The sequence below is a fragment of the Nisaea acidiphila genome (genome assembly GCF_024662015.1).
In the GTDB taxonomy this organism is placed as follows: Bacteria; Pseudomonadota; Alphaproteobacteria; order Thalassobaculales; family Thalassobaculaceae; genus Nisaea; species Nisaea acidiphila.
The window spans coordinates 853,104-870,600 of record NZ_CP102480.1; the positions used below are offsets into that span (position 1 = coordinate 853,104).

Consider the following 17,497-nt stretch of genomic DNA (forward strand, 5'->3'; position numbering starts at 1 on the left):
CGCCCAAATAGAAACGGCCCGGCCGAAATGGCCGGGCCGTCCCCTCTAGATGTCAGACCGCTATCAGATGTCGAAGCGGCCCGCGTCCATCACCTTGGTCCAGGCGGCGACGAAGTCCTTCACGAACTTCTCCTTGTTGTCGTCCTGGGCATAGACCTCGGCATAGGCGCGGAGGATCGAGTTGGAGCCGAAGACGAGATCCATACGGGTCGCCGTCCACTTCACCGCACCGGTCTTCCGGTCCTGGATCTCGTAGGAGCCTTTACCCGTCGGGACCCACTTGTAGGCCATGTCGCACAGATTGACGAAGAAGTCGGTGGTCAGCGCGCCTTCCTTGTCGGTGAACACACCGTGCTTGGTACCGCCGTGGTTGGTACCGAGCATCCGCATGCCGCCGACGAGGCAGGTCATCTCCGGACCGGTCAGGCCCAGGAGCTGTGCACGGTCGAGCGTGATCTCTTCCGGGCCGACCACATATTCCTGCTTCTGCCAGTTCCGGAACCCGTCCGCGAGCGGCTCCATCATGTCGAAGGAGTCGGCATCGGTCTGCTCCTGGCTCGCATCGCCGCGACCCGGAGTGAACGGAACCGTGACGTCGAAACCGGCAGCCTTGGCGGCCTGCTCGACACCGACATTGCCGGCCAGGACGATCACGTCGGCGAGGCTGGCGCCCGCTTCCTTCGCGATCGGCCCGAGCGCGGAAAGCACCTTATCGAGGCGGGCCGGCTCGTTGCCTTCCCAGTCCTTCTGCGGTGCCAGCCGGATGCGGGCACCGTCGGTGCCGCCCCGCATATCGGAACCACGGTAGGTCCGGGCGCTGTCCCAGGCGGTGGCGACCATCTCGCCCGTGGAGAGACCGCTCGCGGCGATCTTCGCCTTGATAGCACCAACATCGTAGTTTTTCGGGCCTTCGGAAACCGGATCCATCCAGATCAGTTCCTCGGACGGCACGTCCGGGCCGAAATAGCGGACTTTCGGACCCATGTCGCGGTGGGTCAGCTTGAACCAGGCGCGAGCGAAGCAATCGGAGAAATAGTCGAAGTCATTGAAGAACTTCTCGGAGATCTTCCGATATTCCGGATCCATCTTCATCGCCATGTCGGCGTCGGTCATCATCGGCATCTTGCGCACCGACGGGTCGGACGCATCGACCGGCATGTCCTCTTCCTTGATGTCGATCGGCTCCCACTGGCTGGCGCCGGCCGGGCTCTTGGTCAGCTGCCACTCGTAGTTCAGCAGCAGATGCAGATAGCCGTTGTCCCACTTGGTCGGGTTGGCGGTCCAGGCGCCTTCGATACCGCTGGTGACGGCCATGTTGGCCTTCGCGGTGCCGGCCGGGTTGGTCCAGCCGAAACCCTGCTCCTCGAGAGCGGCCGCTTCCGGCTCCGCACCCAGCACACCCGCATCGCTCGCACCGTGTGCCTTACCGACAGTATGACCGCCGACGGTGAGCGCGACGGTTTCTTCGTCGTTCATCGCCATGCGGGCGAATGTCTCACGGACCTGGGCGGCGGTCTTCAGCGGATCGGACTGGCCGTTCACGCCTTCCGGGTTGACGTAGATGAGGCCCATCTGCACGGCGGCCAGCGGATTTTCCATCGTCGCCGGCTTGTCGACGCTGCCGTAGCGCTCGTCGCTCGGGGCCAGCCATTCCTTTTCGGCGCCCCAGTAGACGTCTTTTTCCGGGTGCCAGATATCCTCGCGGCCGAAACCGAAACCGAAGGTCTTCAGCCCCATGGATTCGTAGGCGATGGTGCCGGCGAGGATGTAGAGATCCGCCCAGCTGACCTTGTTGCCGTACTTCTTCTTCAGCGGCCAGAGCAGACGGCGCGCCTTGTCGAGGCTGGCGTTGTCCGGCCAGGAGTTCAACGGCGCGAAGCGGATGTTGCCGGTACCGGCGCCGCCGCGGCCGTCGGCCAGGCGGTAGGAGCCGGCGGAGTGCCAGGCGAGACGGATCATCAGGCCGCCATAGTGCCCCCAGTCGGCCGGCCACCAGTCCTGGCTCTCGGTCATCAGGGCATGCATGTCCTTCTTCAGCGCCGCGATATCGAGCTTCTTCAGCTCCTCGCGGTAATCGAAGTCCTTGCCCATCGGGTTGGACTTGGTGTCGTGCTGATGGAGGATGTCCAGATTCAGCGCGTTGGGCCACCACTCGGTCGGGGTCATCTTTGCCTCGGTGTTGCTACCGTGCATGACCGGGCATTTACTCATCTCATTCATCAGGGACCCTCCCATACGGTCCAGGGAATTGCCCACGGGGGACGTGAGCGCGAATTATAATCATTCTAAAATGACAAATTCGCAGCCAAGTGCAAGGGCAATTTTGGAGCCATTCTAAATTTGTCGTTGCGTGCACTTCCCAAGCGGCGGAAGACCGGCAGGGCCACCGCCCCGGCACCGGCCGCCGACGCATCTCCGCGCCCTTTATCGAGATAGGTACTTGCGCCGGTTTCTCCAGTGCACCGCGAACGATTCCTCGGGGTACAGGGAAAAGAAAGCAGCAGATTTCCCGGAACGGAAACGGCGCCCCGGTTGACGGCGCCGCCCCGGGTGCGCATAACAGCGGACCGGCGCGGACCGCCGGAGTGGGGCCTGTAGTTCAGCGGTTAGAACGCACCGCTCATAACGGTGTTGTCGGGGGTTCGAATCCCTCCGGGCCCACCACCTTTCCCTCGTGTTCCCACGTGCTTCAGTCGCAGCGCGCGGTCATGCCGCCGTCGACGACAATCTCGGTTCCGGTAACGAATCGCGCCTCGTCGGAGGCGAGATAAACCACGGCGTTGGCCGTGTCGCGACCGTCGCCCATAAAACCGAGAGGGATCCGCTTGAGACGGCTCTGCAGCAACGTGTCTACATCCCCGCCGGCACGCTGCCCGGCCAGCCGTGCCTCGACCATCGGGGTGTGGAGCTGGCCCGGAACGACCGTGTTCACCCGAATGCCTTTCGGGGCGTACTGGACGGCCGTCACTTTCGAAAACTGGATGACGCCCGCCTTGGTCGCGGCATAGGCGACCTGCGCCGAACCGGTCCAGCGCAGCCCGGAGGTCGAGGCCAGGTTGACGATCGCGCCGGATCCCTGCTGTTCCATCCGGGGCAGCACGTGCTTGCAGGTGAGAAACACACTCTTGAGGTTATGGTCGATCTGCAGATCGAACGCCTCCTCGCTGAGTTCGACGGGACCGCCGGCGGCCGAACCGCCGACATTGTTCACAAGGATGTCGATGCTGCCGAAGCGTGAAATGCATGCCTCCGCCATCATGCGGACCGCATCGGTGTCGGTCACGTCGGTCAGCCGGGTTTCGATCTCGCCCCCCGCGTCGGTCACCCGCGCGACGGTCTCCGCCAGCGCCTCCTCGCTGCGGTCGACGGCAAAGACCTTCGCGCCCTCTTCAGCGAACCGCACGGAGATTGCCCGCCCGTTGCCCCAGCCGGGCCCGACACAGCCGGCACCCGTTACGATCGCGACCTTGCCTTCCAGACGACCAGACATTTCAGCTCCTGTTTTCTGTACTAGGACGGCTCACGAGAACCCGTAGAGCCGTGCCGGATTGTCGACCAACAGCGCCTGGCGGGCCGCCTCGCCGGGGGCGATCTCCCCGATCAGGTCCACCAGCATCCCGTCGTCGGGCACCGGCCCGGCGAGATTGGGGTGCGGCCAGTCCGTTCCCCAGAGCACCTTGTCGCCGAACTCGGCAACGAGGCTCCTGGCAAAAGGCACGCCGTCGGCATATGGCGGGCCGTCGCGCGAGGCGCGTTCCGAGCCGCTGACCTTGACCCAGAAACCGGGTGCCTCGAGGATCCGCCGGAGTGCGGTAAAAGCCGGTTGTTCGATACCGAGCGCTGCGTCGACACGTGCCATGTGATCGATCACCACGGGAACATGCGAGCGTTTCAGCTCCGGCGACATTTCTTCCAGCAGTTCCTTTTCCATATGCACCTGGAGGTGCCAGCCGACTTCGACCAGACGCTCCGTCATGGCGATCACGTCCGTGAGCGACGCGCCCTTGCCGAGATGACGCATGAAGTTGAAGCGCACGCCGCGGAAACCCTTCGCGTCGAGCGCCCGCATCGTCTCAAGAGGAATGTCCGTTGGCAGCAGCGCTATCCCAAGATAGCGGCCCGGTCTGGCGGCGATGGCGTCCGCGACAACGGAATTGTCGAAGCCGTGACAGCCCGCCTGAACGATCACGCAGCGCTGCAGCCCCATCGCGTCATGCATGGCGAAGAGCTTCTCCTTCGGCGCCTCGCCCGCGGGAGTGTAAGTCCGGTCCTCGGCATAGGGAAAACTCGCCTCAGGTCCGAAGACGTGACAATGACAGTCGGTCGCGCCAGCCGGCAGCTTCAACCTCGGCGCCGACGGATTCGGGTGAAAACTGGATTTCTGGTCCATCGCGGCCTCGCCGGGTCAGGTTTTCGTACGGAACTGGGCGGGCACCTCGATCTCGAACGCATTCAGCGTCATCGAAATCAGGCTGTAATAGCCAAGCACCCCGACGAGATCGACGAGACGCTCCAGTCCGAGCACCCGCTCGGCCCGCTGGTAGAGGTCATCCGACAGGCGCCGGTCGAGATTGAGCCGGCGCGTGACTTCGTAGATTACGGCCTCTTCCTCGCTCTCGAAGGTCGGCTCGCGGTCTTCCTTCAAGGCGTCGATCACCGCTTTCGACAGGCCCGCTTTCTCCGCATGCGGCACGTGCGCGGCCCATTCGTATGCGGCGTCCCAGATCCGCGCCGTGGTCAGGATCGCAAGTTCGGACAATCGCGGAGAAAGGGAACTGTCATAGCGGCAATACCGGCCGAGAGCCTGCGCCCGGTCCGCCAGCCCCGGACGCCTCAGCCAGACCGCAAGCGGCCCGCGGACGCCGCCGCGCGGCCCCGAGGCGATCTCGTCATAGACCCGCTTCTGGTCCTCCGAGAGCGTATCTGGATCGAGTTCCGGGATGCGCTGCATGGTTCTCTCCTCGACGGTCATTCGGCCGGCGCCGCGGTCCGCTCCCAGGCCGGCTGGCTGCGGGCGAAGGCTTCCATCCAGGCCGCGAGCGGGGGGAATTCGGCGCGCCAGTCGAGCTGCTTGCGCCAATCCGCGTAACCGAGCGCGCAGGCCAGCGTGAGCGCCGCGACACCGGGGTCCCGGTATTCGTCGAGACGGCGGCAAACCTCCGTCAATCCACGGCGGACCTTGCCGTACTGGTGATCGAGCCAGACCTGGCTCGCCTGTTCCGGCTCGCGGAAGCGGCCTTCATAGGTGATCAGCAGCAGCGCGTCGTTGATGCCCTCGGCCAGCGCGGCAAGCGTGAGCTCCCCGAACCGGCGCTCCGGATCGCCCGGAATGATCGCCCCGGTGCCGTGCATGGCCTCCAGGAACTCGACAATCACACGGCTGTCGAACAGCGTCGCGCCGCCCTCCAGCTCAAGCGCCGGGATCTTGCCGAGCGGGTTCGCTTTGCGGAGCGGGTCGTCCGCGTCCAGCGTGTTCGCGTGCCGGACCCGGACCTCGTCCGTCAGTCCCAGAATGTCGATGACCATCCTGACCTTGCGGCCATAGGGAGAGGTCAGGGAGGAATAGAGCGTCAGCATGAACTTTCCTGCATTGCGCCGGGCGGCCTCGCGGCCCGTGCCGGCTTACTGTTTCATCGTGTCCGGAAGAAAGGTCGCGATCTCCGGGAAGACGCAGAGCAGAACCAGCATCACCAGCCCGGCAACGAAGAACGGTGTCAGCCCGCGAAAGACATCCTGCAGTTCCACGCGCCCGTCGGATGCGGCCTGGACAACGAAGCAATTGATGCCGACCGGCGGAGTCACCGCGCCGAGCTCACAGAGCAGCACGACGAAGACACCGACCCAGATTTCGTCGAAGCCGAGCCCCAGCATGACCGGATGTGTAATCGGCAGGGTGATCGCGAGCAGTCCCGGGGCGTCCATCAGCATGCCGAGCACCAGGTAGATCAGCACGATAAAGCCGACGATGACCCAACGGTTGGTCTCCAGTCCGGTCAGGAAGCTGCCGAGCGCGTGGGTGACGCCGGAAAAGGCCAGGAACTTCGAGAACAGGATCGCGGCGATAATGATCGCGAAGATCATGCCCGAGGTCTTCACCGTGTCGAGCAGCGTCTCCTTCAGGGCCACGCCTTTGAGGCCGCGATGCCGGACGGCAGCGAGGACCATGGTCACAAGCGCCCCGACCCCGCCCGCCTCCGTCGGCGTGAAGAAGCCGAGGTAAAGGCCGAGGATGATCACGGCGATCACCAGCAGCAGCGGGCCGACAAGGCGAAGCGAGGCCACCTTCTCGCGCATGGTGAAGCGCTCCGGCATCTGCGGTGCCGCCTCGGGATAGATCAGGACCCAGAAATAGATCGCAAGGCAGAGAATGAAGGCGAAGAGAAATCCGGGGATGACACCCGCGAGAAGCAGGCCGCCGATACTGGTATCGGTCAGGATCCCGTAGACCACCATCAGGGCGCTCGGCGGGATCATCACCGCGAGCGTGCCGGAGATCGCGATCGAGGCCGAGGCGAGACGCTTGTCGTAACCGCGCCCCAGCATCTCCGGCAGCGCCAGCTTGGTGAAGACCGTAGCGGAACCGACGCTTGACCCGGCCGCGGCGCCGAAGGCGGCCGCCCCCATCGTGGTCGAGATCGCCAGACCGCCACGCAGGCCGCCAAGCCATTTCGTCGCCGCATCGAACATGTCCTCGCCGAGCCCGGCGCGCATGGCGAAGAAGCCCATCAGCAGGAACATCGGGATAACGCTGAAATGAAAGCTGTGCGTGGTGTCGAAGAATACGCCGCCCATCAGCGCGGTCGCGACGTTGAAATCGCCGACCACGGCAAGACCGATCGCGCCGACCAGCGCAAGCGCGACCATCACGTTCGCGCCCGACAGGATCGCGACAATCAGCACCAACGAGCCGACCGTTCCGATAACCAGGTTCATTGTCCGTCCTCCGCACCGGCACGCTCGCCATGGGCGATGATCCCGATTTCCAGCAAGTAGCGCAGCGTGAGCGCACCGAGGCCGAAGCAGATCAGCATTTTCACCGGCCAGATCGGGTAAGTGATGGAGCCCCATTCCTGTTCGGCCATAGCGTAGGAATCGAGGGCGTACAGGCCGCTTGCATAGGTCGCCCAACCGAAGCAGACAGCACCGAGAACCGGAGCGGAGAACTCCAAGATCCGTTTCAATGCGCCGGAGAAATGCCGGTTGAGGACGTCGACGGAAATATGCGATCCGACCTTCTGCGTGTAGGCGAGAGCGAGGAAGATCGCGAGCGTCAGCATCGTCTCTGTGATCTCGAAAGCCCCGGTGATCGGCCAGTTGAACAATTTCCGGGTCAGCGTGTTCGCCACAACGAGAAACATCATCAGGAAAAGCACCGCTCCGGAGAGCATCGCCATGAGGTCGAGCAGGCGGTCGAGCGATGCCTCGGCACGGCTCAACGGGCCGGGAACGGAACGCGGTGCGTTCATCGGAAACCCTCGTCGCTAGGTATCGGATATTGAGAGAGTAGCAGGAGGCCGCGCGCGCCGGATGCCGGGCGCGCGGCCCCGGGATCAGAACTTCAGCTCGGCGGCGATCTCTTCGCCCGGCAGCCCGGCGGCATTCGCCTTTTCGATCCAGGTCTTGCGGATTTCCTGAACGCCCGGATTGCCGACCAGGGCGGCGGCCTTATCGACCGGGAATTCCATTACCGTGACACCGGAATCCTTCCAGCCCCTAAGCACCTCGGCGATCTGAATCTCAAGATCGACCGCGTAACGCATGGCATATTCGCGGCCGAGGCCTTCGACAACGGCTTTCACGTCATCCGGCATGGCGTCATAGGATTTCCTGTTCATCGCGACCAGATGACCGAAAGAGGCACCGAACGGGAACTCGACGAAGTATTTCGCCACCTCGTCGTATTTCCAGCCGCGGGCCAGAGCCGGACCGATCGGCGTGCAGTCGAGAATGCCGCGCTGCAGGGCTTCGTATGCTTCCGAAGTGGCGATCGAGACCGGCGTCGCGCCCATGGCCTCGACGATCTTCGGATAGGCGAAACCGTAGGTCCGGATCCGTTTGCCTTTCAGGTCGTCGAGCGACTTCACGGGCTCGCGGCAGAGCAGACCGTAGCTCTCCAGCGGACGGAACCCGACGGCTTTCAGATTGTGTTTGGCCAGCTCCGCGTCGAACTGCGGGTAGACGCGATGCCATTTCTGCATCATCAGCGCGATCTCGATGGTCGAGTTCGGCTGCGGGATGAAAAAGCCGACCGCGTTATTCAGCGGAAACTTGTCCTGGAAGTAAGGCGTGATGATATCGCCGAAATCGCCCGCGCCCGCGGAAAGCGCGTCGGGAATCTCACGGGTCTTGGCAACGCTGCCACCCCAGAACACCTGGATCTCGTGCTTGCCGCCGGTCCGGCGCTTGAACTCGTCGACGAACCACTGGGTGCTGATCGCCTGCGCGTCGTTCGCCCCCTGCGGTTTCGAGGTGATCCACTTGTAGGTGTCGGCCGAGGCCTGGCCGGCGAAAAGGCCGGCACCGGCAAGCACGGCGCCGAACAGACCGGTCGCGGCATAGCGCCGCAAATTGCGAAAACTCATTAGCTCCTCCCATGGCTAAATGCGCGCGGGCATTCCCCGCTCTTATTGCCCGGAAGCTTGACGGCAAATCCACGATACTGCCAATGCATTAATTGTATGTTATTCATGCCAAATTGAGATGCTTTGCCGTCGCAAACCGGAGCGCAAATGTTCGACTACCGGATCCTCAGATATTTCATCACTGTTGCCGAGGAAGGCGGCTTTACGGCGGCCTCCCGGAAGCTCCGCATCGCCCAGTCGGCCATCAGCCGCCACGTCGCCTCCCTTGAGCAGGAGCTCGGAGGCCCCCTGTTTCTGCGCCAAAAAAACGGCATAGAGGTGACCGAGGCCGGCCAGCGCTTCCTCCTGCACGCCCGCGACATTCTGGCTACGATGGGGCATGCGCGGGACGAGATTAGTTCCCTCCTCGGCGAGCCGAGCGGCTCCGTGGTCATCGGCGTACCGCCGACAGCCGGCGAGACCCTGATGCCGGAACTCTTCCGGATCTGCCACGAGAAGTGGCCGGCAATCCGGCTTCACGTTCGCGAAAGTTATTCGGCCGCGACTTACGAGGCGGTCCTACGCAAAGAACTGGATATGGGGCTGGTGCACGATCCGGAGCCGCTGGACGAGATGCTGATCCTGCCTCTGGTCTCCGAGCAGATGCATTTCATCGCTCCGGGCGACCGCCCGCTCCCGGAGCGGGTGCCCGCCTCATGGCTGAGGGACAGGGATCTGATCCTGCCTGACGCCACCTTCGGCCTCCGGGATCTTCTGGAGAGCTATGCCGAACGACACCGGCTCAAGCTGAACATCGCGGCGGCGGTGAACGGCGTCTCGATCACCAAGGCGATGGTCGCCAGCGGGCTCGGATCGACGGTACTTTCTAAAAGCGCCGTCACCCACGAGATCGCCCGCGGCACCCTAGCTTCCCGCCCCCTCGCACCGGAACTGACCTGGAACCTCTGCCTCATCATGCGCGCGGACCGAGCCGCCAACCGGAGCTTTTCCGAGCTGCACCGGATCTTGGTACAGGTCGTCCAGACGCTGTCTGGAAGGGGCGTATGGTAAGAACGTCCGGCCAACAGTGCACAACCAACAAAGCCCCCCAGAAGACTGGAGGGCTTTGTTGGTTGCGGGGGCAGGATTTGAACCTGCGACCTTCAGGTTATGAGACACAGGGCATGCATTTTCGCAACTGATTATTTGTTGACAAGAAATCTCATTCGCCCGACTCTCTCTTTATATTCATCATGTTATTTGGTGAAACCTTCAGAAAAATGACGACATAGGGCGTCATGCCTTGCAAAAACAGACGCTGACAAGTTGTTGACAGACAAATGGCTGAGCTACTGACAGATCAAATCGTTCGGCGCGCAAGCGCTGGTTCCCGGGCACAAGCATTTTTCTGGGATGACCAGATCAAGGGTTTCGCGCTTCGGGTCACCAATCGAGGCACCAAGGCTTTCGTTCTCGACTACCGGATCAAGGGTCGGCAACGTCGCATTACCATCGGCAACTATCCGGACTGGACGGTCGCCGCCGCTCGCGATCGTGCGAAAACGATGAAACGCGAAGTCGATCTGGGTGGCGATCCCATGGGCGCGCGCCATGAAGATCGCCAGGCAGCGACGATGCAGGACCTCTGGGATCGGTACCGGGACGAACACCTCGTACATAAGACCGACCGAAGCCGGAAAGATGAGGCCGCGATGTGGGAGAGTTTGATCCTTCCGGCCCTCGGCCGAGAAAAAGTGCGGGATATGTCCACCGACCAGATCGAACAATTGCACTGGGATATTTCCGAGAAACGCGGAACCCCTGTTCGCGCCAACCGGGTTCTTGAGGTCGTACGGAAATCCATGAACCTAGCAATCCGGTGGGGATGGCGATCCGAGAACCCCGTCACAGGAATCAAGAAAAACCCCGAACAGAAGCGCGAGCGCTATCTGTCTTCTGATGAAATCGCGCGGCTGAATGCAGCGCTGGAGGAACACCCAGAGCAGGTGTCGGCCGACGCAATCCGCATACTTATGCTGACCGGCGCTCGCCGTGGCGAAGTACTAAATGCGACATGGGACATGTTCGACCTGGAAAAGGGCATCTGGACGATGCCCAGCGCTCACACCAAGCAGCGCCGCTCCCACCGCGTCCCGCTCGCTACATCTGCTGTGGAGTTGCTTCGCCGTCTCAGGGAGACGAGCAAGGGCCGCTATGTCTTTGCCGGCAAATCGCCCGATCATCCGCTGACAGACATCAAGCGCACATGGAAGTCGCTTTGCCAAAAGGCCGGTATCGAAAACGCACGGATCCACGATCTCAGACACTCGTTTGCTTCGATTCTCGTCAGCCAGGGCGCATCGCTTCCACTTATAGGTGCCATGCTGGGCCACACACAGGTCCAAACCACACAACGCTACGCGCATCTGTATGATGAACCTCTTCGAGGTGCAGCCGAGTTAGTAAGCAGAGCGATCAATGGCACGTCCGAAAAACCCGGCAGAGGAGAATGAACGTCAGGTTCGCGTTCGTGCTGTCGCAGACGATGAGCGATCTGGACGTTTCAAAACCGGTGATGTGTTTGAGATGCCGTTCGCGAAGGCGCTGCTACAAATGCAGCTGGGTAAAGTTGAGCCGGTAATCGAAATCTCCGACCGGCGTGCAACAGTACCCGAAGCGGGTTGCACATTAGAGGAAGCATATCGTGGCCATATGCGCTCTTACCCGGAGATCGCGGAGGCCATCGACACCACGGCCCGCACCGTTGGCGGTTTGAAGTTTGGTCTCCGTTACTGTCGTCACCTCCCCAAGTGGCCGAAGCTAAAGCCGCCGACATCCAAGGGGCCAAGTGAATGGGACTGGAGAGAGGCCGCGAGGAACGGGGAGTCCTATCCCAAGATGCGCCGACGGTTGGGACAAGCCATCCCATCACTAGAAGTGCAATTCGAAGACGCCATGCATGAATACCGGCTCCAGCATGCAAGGCATCGCTTTTTCAAGTTGCTAAGCGACGATGGGTTGAGAGCTGAAGGCATCCCCGAGGATAAACGTTACGAAGCAACGACTATCGCAATCCCGTCGCAGTGGTGGTCCTGGGACATCGCCGTCAATATCAAAAAGGGCGAGATCCATGAGATTTTGTCAGATGGCAAAGGCACCAAGCGAGCCTGGGTGGCAGTTCAAATATTTCCACCGATCAAGCGTAGGCAGACCGGCCGGAAACAAGGTGGGCGTCCATCCTCGAAGACCCTAATTATGAAGCAATTCGAACGTCGAAAATCGGAGGGGAAAGTACTTCCCACGCTGTCCGAGGAGGCGGAAGAACTGGAAAGCTGGCTTGCGAATCACCATCCAGATGAACCGCAAGCAACTGCCAAGACCATTGCTGCACACATTCGAGCGGCTTACAGGGCCTTCCAACCCGAAGAATCAAAAGCCTAAAACCCAGGTTTCGGGCGAGTTTATAGGGGCTTTTTCCGGCCTGTTTAAACTCGTCTCATCCAGCGCTGACGGCAGCGAAAGCTGCCAAAGCGATGGAGGACAACTATGGAAACCAAATCGGGCCCTCCCGTCTTTGACGGTTACATCTCCGAGGCGGAATATGCGGCCCAGAGGGGCGTCAGCATCCGGACCTGTCAGCGTGACCGCGCGATGCGCAAGGCACCGCCGCACGTCCTGATCGGCAAGGCTATCTATTACAGGGTCGAGGCGGTCCGCGACTGGCTCCTGCGACGGGAAACAGACTTCGATCAGCATCACTCCTCGCGCTCGCGCGGGAGGGCCCGATGAACCGCCAGGCGGTTCTGAAGCATGCTCTGCAATTCGCAGATCTCGATATGGCGGTGTTTCCGGTGAGCCGGCCTATTCGAACTGCCGGCGGTTGGCGGTGCGGTTGTGGGCGGCAGGACTGCTCGTCCCCCGGAAAACATCCCGACGGTCGACGGGCACCACAGGGTTTCAAAGACGCATCCAGGGATCTCCATCTTCTCCACGAATGGTTCCCGGGTTCGGACAGCCTGAACATCGGTATCGCGACAGGCGCTGTCAGCAGCATCTTCGTGCTCGATATTGACGAACGGCATGACGGGTTCACGACGCTGTCCGAGTTGGAGGAGCGTCATGGCGAATTGCCTCCGACCTGGAGGTTCCTCACCGGTGGAGGCGGCGAGCACATCCTCTTCAGGCATCCCGGAGGCAGAGTTCCGAACAGCGCTTCGGCCATTGGTCCAGGGATCGATGTCCGTGGCGACGGTGGCTACATAGTTGCGCCTCCGTCCCTGCATGTGAGCGGGCGCCTCTATACGATCTCGGTCGACCACCACCCGGACGACGTTCCCCTCTCCCCCGCTCCGGATTGGCTGATCAGTTTGGTTCGCCCGAGTGGTGCGTCCAAACGAGATACTCCCGCGCACGGAGACTGGCGTGACCTTATCAGGACCGGCATTCCAGAAGGCTCCCGGAACCAGACCTTCGCCCGGATCGCCGGATATCTGATCCGGAAGTCGGTGGACCCGCATCTCTGCCTCACTGTCCTGCTGGGGCTCAATACCCAGGCCTGCAAGCCACCGCTTCCAGAAGAAGAAGTTCTTGCTGTTCTCAAGAGCATTCTGAAACGCCATGCCGAGAAGCGCGTGCTGAGGCGCGGCAAGGACCGGGTGTCATGAGCAATCTGCATGACGAACTCGACCTTGCCTTGGCCGTGTCCTCGAACCCCTTGGACCATTTGCCACCGGCCTACTCGGACGAGGCCCTGACTCGCCGCTACACCGAGGCTTTCAAGGACAAGCAGCGCTGGGTCGAACTTTGGGGCAAGTGGATGATCTGGAGCGGTACGCACTGGCAAGAGGACGACACGCGCCTCGCGCTCCACCGTGCCCGTCAGATTGCGACGCAAGCAGCTGCAGAGTTCCTGGGGGAAGTCCCGAATTCAAAGAATGGCGCCGAGAAGATCGCCAGCTCAAAGACGATCTATGCCATCGAGCGCCTCGCACGATCTAGCCGGGAAATCGCGACGAGGACTGGGGACTGGGATGCAGATCTCTGGCTGTTCAACACTCCAGGCGGTACAGTCGACCTGCGTACAGGGGAAATACGCCCCCATGCGCCGGCAGACTTGATCACCAGAGTAGCGCGGTCGGCGCCGGACGGAGACTGTCCGAGGTGGATTGCGTTCCTTCAAGAAACCTTTGGCGATGATGAAGAGACCATCGGCTTCATCCAGAGGCTGCTGGGCTATGCGCTGACCGGCATCTGCCAGGAACACATGCTCGCGTTCTGCTACGGCACGGGCGGCAACGGCAAAGGCGTGCTGTTGAATACGGTTCAACGGATCTTCGGCAGCTACGCCGCCACCGCGGCGGTCGAAACCTTCACGAGCAGCACCTATGAGCGCCACTCTACGGACCTGGCCATGCTCCGCGGACGCCGGCTGGTCCTGGCGCAGGAGACGGAGGACGGCCAGCGATGGGCGGAGGCCAAGATCAAGCGCATTACCGGCGGCGATGAAATCACCGCTCGCTACATGCGCCAGGACAACTTCACCTATACGCCGCAGTTCACACTGATCATCGCCGGCAACCACAAGCCGTCACTCCGGAACGTGGATGAAGCGATCAAGCGGCGGCTGATCATGATCCCGTTCGAACGCACAGTTCCTGCCGACCGGCGCGATCCGAAACTCGCCGAAGCGCTCGAAGCCGAATGGCCCGGGATCCTCGCCTGGATGATCGAAGGATGCTCCGAGTGGCAGAGAGAGGGCTTGAAGCCATCCAAGGCGGCGCGTGCAGCAACCAACGACTATCTACTCGAGGAAGACGCTTTAGGTCGATTTCTCGAGGAGAGATGTCAGCCGATCGAGCTCTTCGACGGGGAAGAAACGCCGACCCGTACGATCTTTGGTGATTGGCAGGAATGGTGTGCGACGACCGGTGAGTACGCGGGAACAGAGAAGAGCTTCAGCCAAAAACTGGCTGATCGGGGCCACGAAAGGGCCAAGCACCCGAAAACCCGAGTATCAATTTTTAGGGGACTCCGGCTTAAGACAAACCAATCCGATTAGGCGCCGCGGAAATTTCGGGGGCTACGTCAACGTCCGCTCTTGGCCTTTAACGGTCTTTCGTCGTTCGCTGGCGCTTCGCCTGCCGGTCCCCTGCGAAGGCATCGAAGGCGCTTCTTGCATAATCCGTTCGCGCGCACGCGTGCGCGGGGTAGCTCCATGGAAAAACGCTTCGATCCCTTCGATACTAAATCGCGGGTCCTTCCGAGAGCTTTGGATCGATATGCGGGGCGGTAGCGCATTGGTCTTTCGGGAATGCCCCGAAAACTCAGGACCTTTTTGTTGTTATTGATTTTGTCTATTCGAACTCTCGGCACTCAATTCACCGCCAGACCACAGACACCGAATTCGCCAATAGCCAAAGGTGCACGCTAGAAAAACACGCGCACGTTTCTGCCAAACATGAACGGGGAAGCATCGGCGAAGCGGTCATCAGACGCCATCTGAAACCGCATTGTTTACCCTCGGAGGTTGGGCAGCGGCTCCGAGGTCTGTTCCTCGGTCATACTCGCCACCCACGACAAACACCTCCATATCGCCAGCACCCTGATCCACATATGCCGCGTCCCCCTCCCCGTCTCCGATGAAAAGGCCACGGCCCAAGCCAACATAAAGAACGTCATTTCTGGTACCGCTGTAAACGACACCCGCGCCCTCGGCATAATGGTCACCGCCGCCAGCCGACGGGACATCGGTACAGGTATCGCCAAAAAGCGCGTCATAACTTGCGCCGCCAATCACCGAGTCCGCATCAAAAGTGCCGTAAGGCGTGTCGGAGCCTTCGCTCCCCTTGAGCGGGTCGTTGCCGGTACCGCCATATACGGCGTCGTTGCCGGAGACCGTGACGCTCCCGGCAACGCCATAGACAACATAGCCTTGTGGCAGGCAGACAGAGTGGCGCGCCAACAAATTTCAGCAGCAGATGAAATATCCCCGCTTACTCAAAAAATGGGAAGTGACTCAGCTGTCAGAGCTAGTCATAGAGGTCGGGATAGCGTATCTGATGAATTGATGAACATCGACATGCGCTGCGTTTTTCGTTAAATCCGGAAGAGAGTTAATCTGCCTTGAACCGTAAGCGGTTGCCCCGCTCTTTTCGGGATTTTCGGTTGAGTAGAATTTTATGTCTGGTGCGCTAATCGGAAGCCGCGATCACGGTATTTTGCTTGCCAATAAAACCAAGATTAAACTATTGGCTGCAAATTTTGTTTCGATGTCAATTTGGGTTGGATAGATACGTGACAGTAAAATGGAAGTTTGCGATTGAGAAAGAGTCTGCTCAACAATTGGCTGACTTGGCAAAGATGCCACTCTATTCGCAAGAACGGTACCCTGCAATCCTCGCGCTTGCAGAAAAGGGTGTCACCTCGTATGCGCTGAAGTATGAAGCATTTAGAAATCTTCGTGGCCTTATCGAATTCGCGTTTGACGTAGAAGATGAGGAATTACGGAAGCATTATTTTTCATCAATATTTAAATTGATGCCCGAGTCACCGTCTTTGCCTACTACACTTTCCGACGAAATCAAGAAAGAGATCGTTGCGTTTGCAAAAAACACCATATTTGATCAGGACAAATCCAAAGGCTCAACAGTCCATTGGACGAGAAAGAAGGAAATTTCCGAATATATAATACGACACTTTCAAAATCCTAATCATTTAATCTACTATGCTCAATCCAATGCGTCTGGATTTGACCACAGATCCATTTCCGATGAGGACGCAAAGAAAAATATCGATTTCAAAGTACGGTTTTTTTCTTCCGATTTTCAAATACAACCAGAACTACATGAAATAATATCTGATACAGAATTCTGCCTTCCTTTCGGTCAAAAATTTTGGAAAGGCCGAAAATACAGCACAACATCGTTTTGGCATGGACATTTTTACTTTAGCATCCTCAAAGGGCTTCAAAAAGCATCCGAATCTCCAAACAACTTAAGTATTGTTGAATTTGGCGGTGGATACGGCAATCTAGCCCGAATTCTACTTGGGGCTGGAATAGCAAATTCCTATGTAATTGTAGATCTCCCAGAGTCATTGATTTTTTCCTATACTTTTTTACGTTTGAATTTTCCAGAGCTTAAAGTTTCCATGCTTTCTGATGCAAGCAACATTGATAATGAAGAATACGATATCCTGCTAGTACCGTTCGAGTTCCGGAGCGTCATTCTCTCTAGAAGCGTAGATATCGTCATAAATACCGGCAGCCTTCAGGAAATGCCGCGCAGTACAGCTGAAGAAATAATGCGATTCATCGAACAAGATATTTCATGCAGATACTTCTTCAGCGTGAACTACGCGTTCAACGCGGCCGGAAGCCGCAAAGAGCTCATTCAGTATGAGCCGAGAGAATTTAATTTCCTGGCGCCGACTCTTGATACTGGGTGGGATGTTGTGGATTTTCAGATCAATCCTAGAGATATTCTAGTTGATAGCTCAAGAAACTGGCTGAAAATTTTTGTTAAGAGGAACCTTGATGAGACGCGTGCGCTCCCAGAAGTCCCATCTTCGGATTGGACGGAGGAAAAAGAAGCGCAAGAGTGGTTCGGGTCTGTCTGGGGGCGGCTCTGGAGGCGCCCGGATAGCGAACTGATAGACCAATATTTGGATTGCATTGGGAAATTGATGCAGGGGAATTATTATATTCCGTTCGTAATTCATAATACGAGTGCTCCACCAGAATTAGACGATATTGGCGAAGTGAGATATTGGAGGGAAGTAAAGAAAGAGCTGATGACACGTAGTGCGTAGTTCTAGCAGCTACATAATTGATTAAGACGGACTGACTTTTTTAGGCGGCTGAATACCCAAACCAGCGAGGCAGCGCCTTAAGGCAGGGCTGATTGTCATATTTGGCTAGACAATCATTTCCGGAACCG

General features: G+C 59.5%; 16 protein-coding genes and 1 tRNA gene. 8 read left to right on the forward strand and 9 right to left on the reverse strand.

Features of this window, described 5'->3' with window-relative positions:
• Positions 1-63: 63 nt before the first annotated feature.
• Complete coding sequence (gene katG / locus NUH88_RS04075) at positions 64-2,220, reverse strand: catalase/peroxidase HPI (protein ID WP_257770127.1); 2,157 nt, start codon at positions 2,218-2,220, stop codon at positions 64-66.
• 368 nt (positions 2,221-2,588) lie between these two features.
• Between katG and NUH88_RS04080 the strand changes: the two genes are divergently transcribed.
• Positions 2,589-2,664, forward strand: a tRNA-Ile gene (locus NUH88_RS04080).
• Positions 2,665-2,689: 25 nt separating this feature from the next.
• On the opposite strand, the gene NUH88_RS04085 is transcribed toward NUH88_RS04080, so the two are convergent.
• From NUH88_RS04085 to NUH88_RS04115, 7 genes are all read right to left on the reverse strand, one after another.
• The gene (locus NUH88_RS04085; RefSeq protein ID WP_257770128.1) at positions 2,690-3,490 is read right to left on the reverse strand and encodes an SDR family NAD(P)-dependent oxidoreductase; all 801 of its coding nucleotides are present in this window, start codon (positions 3,488-3,490) and stop codon (positions 2,690-2,692) included.
• 30 nt (positions 3,491-3,520) lie between these two features.
• Entirely contained in the window at positions 3,521-4,390 is an 870-nt protein-coding gene (locus tag NUH88_RS04090; RefSeq protein ID WP_257770129.1) for an amidohydrolase family protein, read from the reverse strand.
• A 15-nt stretch (positions 4,391-4,405) separates the two neighbouring features.
• Positions 4,406-4,951: a carboxymuconolactone decarboxylase family protein gene (locus NUH88_RS04095; protein WP_257770130.1), complete on the reverse strand. Its 546-nt coding sequence runs from the start codon at positions 4,949-4,951 to the stop codon at positions 4,406-4,408.
• 17 nt (positions 4,952-4,968) lie between these two features.
• Positions 4,969-5,577, reverse strand: a complete 609-nt coding sequence (locus tag NUH88_RS04100; protein WP_257770131.1) for a glutathione S-transferase family protein — start codon at positions 5,575-5,577, stop codon at positions 4,969-4,971.
• A 45-nt stretch (positions 5,578-5,622) separates the two neighbouring features.
• Positions 5,623-6,933, reverse strand: coding sequence for a TRAP transporter large permease (locus tag NUH88_RS04105; protein WP_257770132.1), 1,311 nt, complete (start codon positions 6,931-6,933; stop codon positions 5,623-5,625).
• Positions 6,930-7,466: a TRAP transporter small permease subunit gene (locus tag NUH88_RS04110; protein ID WP_257770134.1), complete on the reverse strand. Its 537-nt coding sequence runs from the start codon at positions 7,464-7,466 to the stop codon at positions 6,930-6,932. Before NUH88_RS04110 ends, NUH88_RS04105 begins: the two co-directional genes overlap by 4 nt.
• 84 nt (positions 7,467-7,550) lie before the next feature.
• Positions 7,551-8,582, reverse strand: coding sequence for a C4-dicarboxylate TRAP transporter substrate-binding protein (locus NUH88_RS04115; RefSeq protein ID WP_257770135.1), 1,032 nt, complete (start codon positions 8,580-8,582; stop codon positions 7,551-7,553).
• 147 nt (positions 8,583-8,729) lie between these two features.
• Here NUH88_RS04115 and NUH88_RS04120 point away from each other — a divergent pair, with 147 nt between their 5' ends.
• The 6 genes from NUH88_RS04120 (at position 8,730) to NUH88_RS04145 (ending at position 14,619) form a co-directional block, all read left to right on the forward strand.
• The gene (locus NUH88_RS04120) at positions 8,730-9,632 is read left to right on the forward strand and encodes a LysR family transcriptional regulator (RefSeq protein ID WP_257770136.1); all 903 of its coding nucleotides are present in this window, start codon (positions 8,730-8,732) and stop codon (positions 9,630-9,632) included.
• Positions 9,633-9,901: 269 nt separating this feature from the next.
• Positions 9,902-11,074 carry a tyrosine-type recombinase/integrase gene (locus tag NUH88_RS04125; protein WP_257770137.1) on the forward strand — a complete coding sequence of 391 codons (1,173 nt, stop codon included), beginning with the start codon at positions 9,902-9,904 and terminating at the stop codon, positions 11,072-11,074.
• Complete coding sequence (locus tag NUH88_RS04130; protein WP_257770138.1) at positions 11,040-12,002, forward strand: hypothetical protein; 963 nt, start codon at positions 11,040-11,042, stop codon at positions 12,000-12,002. The genes NUH88_RS04125 and NUH88_RS04130 overlap by 35 nt, the downstream gene beginning before the upstream one ends.
• A 105-nt stretch (positions 12,003-12,107) precedes the next feature.
• Positions 12,108-12,350 carry a hypothetical protein gene (locus NUH88_RS04135; RefSeq protein WP_257770139.1) on the forward strand — a complete coding sequence of 81 codons (243 nt, stop codon included), beginning with the start codon at positions 12,108-12,110 and terminating at the stop codon, positions 12,348-12,350.
• Positions 12,347-13,225, forward strand: coding sequence for a bifunctional DNA primase/polymerase (locus tag NUH88_RS04140; RefSeq protein WP_257770140.1), 879 nt, complete (start codon positions 12,347-12,349; stop codon positions 13,223-13,225). The genes NUH88_RS04135 and NUH88_RS04140 overlap by 4 nt, the downstream gene beginning before the upstream one ends.
• Positions 13,222-14,619: a phage/plasmid primase, P4 family gene (locus tag NUH88_RS04145; RefSeq protein ID WP_257770141.1), complete on the forward strand. Its 1,398-nt coding sequence runs from the start codon at positions 13,222-13,224 to the stop codon at positions 14,617-14,619. The genes NUH88_RS04140 and NUH88_RS04145 overlap by 4 nt, the downstream gene beginning before the upstream one ends.
• A gap of 429 nt (positions 14,620-15,048) precedes the next feature.
• Here the strand turns inward: NUH88_RS04145 and NUH88_RS04150 are convergent, their stop codons facing one another.
• Complete coding sequence (locus NUH88_RS04150; RefSeq protein ID WP_257770142.1) at positions 15,049-15,522, reverse strand: hypothetical protein; 474 nt, start codon at positions 15,520-15,522, stop codon at positions 15,049-15,051.
• Between the two features lie 332 nt (positions 15,523-15,854).
• Between NUH88_RS04150 and NUH88_RS04155 the strand changes: the two genes are divergently transcribed.
• On the forward strand, positions 15,855-17,369 hold the full coding sequence (locus NUH88_RS04155) for a putative sugar O-methyltransferase (RefSeq protein ID WP_257770143.1): 1,515 nt from the start codon (positions 15,855-15,857) through the stop codon (positions 17,367-17,369).
• Positions 17,370-17,497 lie beyond the last annotated feature (128 nt).